Annotated in this window: 2 protein-coding genes; one reads left to right on the top strand and one right to left on the bottom strand. The window is 62.4% G+C overall.

Translation table 11 applies throughout. The features are described from left to right. Positions 1–149: 149 nt before the first annotated feature. Positions 150–1,331 (bottom strand): phosphotransferase, encoded by a 1,182-nt coding sequence (locus WAN71_RS24820; RefSeq protein ID WP_422227870.1) that lies wholly within the window; start codon positions 1,329–1,331, stop codon positions 150–152. A gap of 114 nt (positions 1,332–1,445) precedes the next feature. On the opposite strand from WAN71_RS24820, the gene WAN71_RS24825 reads away from it, so the two are divergent. Beyond that, positions 1,446–2,292, top strand: an 847-nt coding sequence (locus tag WAN71_RS24825) for a spirocyclase AveC family protein (protein WP_422227871.1), incomplete at its 3' end; no start/stop codon positions are given.

The following is a 2,292-nucleotide window of genomic DNA, read 5'->3' on the forward strand; positions in this document are numbered from 1 at the left end:
GTCTTGATCGGCGCGGGCTCGATGGCCGACGGCTCTGTTTGAATAGGGGACTTCAGATCCGTCATTGCGCAGCTCCTTCGGCACGACCTAACCAAAGATGACAGTTCACTGTCACAGTGTCAACGTCCGACATCGGATCTCGGGTGCGGCTATCGGTATAGCCGGTTCATGAACGCGGCGGTGTCAAGATCCTCGACGGCCGCACAGGCCCGCCGGAAGGCAGCGTCGGCATTCCGCTGCGCCTGCAGGCCCGGCCAATTGATCGTCATCGCCGCCGCATCCCACGCCTCGGCAGCGAAAAGGCGGTACCGATCGAACGCGGCATCGAACCCCGGTACGTCCTTCACCCCGTGGGCACGCAAACCTTCCAGGTATCGCCCGATGAGATCGCGCTCGGCCGCGCGGCGCATATCCGGCTCCAGGCCGCCGGTCATCCAATAGGACACTTCCCGCAGTCCTGGCCCTTGCCAAACAACCTGCCAGTCGAGTAGTCCGGAACGTCCGTCGGCCCGCGCGAAGGTGTTGCCCAGATGCGAGTCGCCGTGCAACAGAGTCAATGGCCCGGCCTCGAACTCCCGGTAGTACCGATCGGCATACCTGTCGAGAGCCGCCGCGACAGCGCGCACCGCGGGAGTCACCTCGGGACGTTCCCGGCGAAGCGCCCCGCGGCGGCCACGAGAGTAGAACGTCTTCAACACGCCGTATCCCGGCCGGGTGCTCCATGTTCGGATCCACGACAGATCCCTGCCCAGCCGCGGACTCTCCCAGAATCGGGCATGCAACGTCGCAAAGACGTCGATCAGTTCCTGCGCGTGGCCGATGTCGCAATGATCGGCCAATGCGTACGCCCGGCCGCCGGCGGCAACGATGTCCTCGAGCACGATCAGGAATCGCGCGCCGACCCCGGCACGCGCATACCAGGAGCGTGGGGCGATGCCGTCGAGTTCATCGGCGGCCTCGGTATAGAAGCGTGCCTCGTTGACAGCCATCCCCAAGGCCGCCACCATCGTGCGGTTCTTTGTAGACAGCGGGGTGCTCTTGACGAACAGATGGTCGGGCAGTCCCGCTGCGCGGCCCGAGTCGTTCCATTCGACGGCCAAGCGCCGACGGTCTGTCGTGCCCGTCGTGCCGTCCAGGGCCGAAATCCGCTGCGCCGCAGCACCTGGCGTCGTGCTCGCCAGGTGTTTCGTCAGCCATCCGGCCGTGACATCCGCTGCTGACGACGGGCCGGACCCGGGCAGCGCCGGCAAGACTGCCGCAACAAGCTCGCCTGCCGCGGTGAAGGTCGCTCTCGCAGCGCTGGCGCGGTGGCGCAGCGTTCGAGCCGTCATACAGCGCATCCTTCATCGCAGATTCGGATGACAAACGATATGTAGTGAACTAGGTTACACATGTACGAAGTCGTGCTGGAGTCCGCTCCAGCACTTGCTCGTTGAGAGGCAACGATGCTTTTCGCCACGTCGCAACTGGCACCACCAGCGACTGTCAATCCATCCGGAGTCTGGTTCTTCAACTGGGTGATACCGATCGCCGGCAGCATATTCACCGTTCTGGCGGTAGCCGATGTGATCCGGCGGTGGCGCCTGACCTGGGGATTCCTGTTCCTGTTCAACAGCCTTGCGGTGTACTGGATGGAGACCATCGGTGACTGGGGCCAGATGTTGTTCTACAGTCCGGCGTTTGCCGAACACCATCTACTCGAGTGGCTACCGCTCAAGACTCCCAACGATCCTTTGTTCATGCCATTCGCCTACGCGGTGTATTGGGGAGTGCACGCGCTCCTGGTGTTGTGGCTGAGTCAATGGGTGTCCGCGCGGTTTGGTTGGAGCATGCTCAAATCCATGTTGGTGCTTGCGATTCCGGTCAACTACGTCTGGGACTTCGTCGTCGAGGGCACAGCTACGGCAATGGGATGGTGGACCTACGATCCTGGCATCGGGCCCGTTCTGGAGTGGGGCAACGGCGGTCGCATCACATTGCTCTGGACTATCGGCATCATGTGCGTCTGGCCCAACCTGATCGCCTATTGGGCCGGGAAGCCACCGATTCGCGGTCTCAATCATTTCGCGCGATTCTGCCGATTGGATCGTTTCACCGTTCCGAGGACCTCGTTGCATCCGCCGGGGGAAACCGACACTCAGGGCGGGATAGCCGTTGCGACCAAGCAGTTGCCGTTGACCAAGCAGCAAGAATTCGACGACTGCCTCAACTACCAGGTCACAATTCCGCGATGGCGATTCGAGCTCATGCGACTGGGCGCCTGGTTCATCGTCTTTCAGGTCACCTTCTTTG

Origin of the sequence: Mycobacterium sp. (assembly GCF_049280035.1) — a bacterium.
In the GTDB taxonomy this organism is placed as follows: Bacteria; Actinomycetota; Actinomycetes; order Mycobacteriales; family Mycobacteriaceae; genus Mycobacterium.

Bases quoted from the DNA above. Each gene is read 5' to 3' on its own strand.
- WAN71_RS24820 (WP_422227870.1), bottom strand. From the start codon at position 1,331: ATGACGGCTCGAACGCTGCGCCACCGCGCCAGCGCTGCGAGAGCGACC.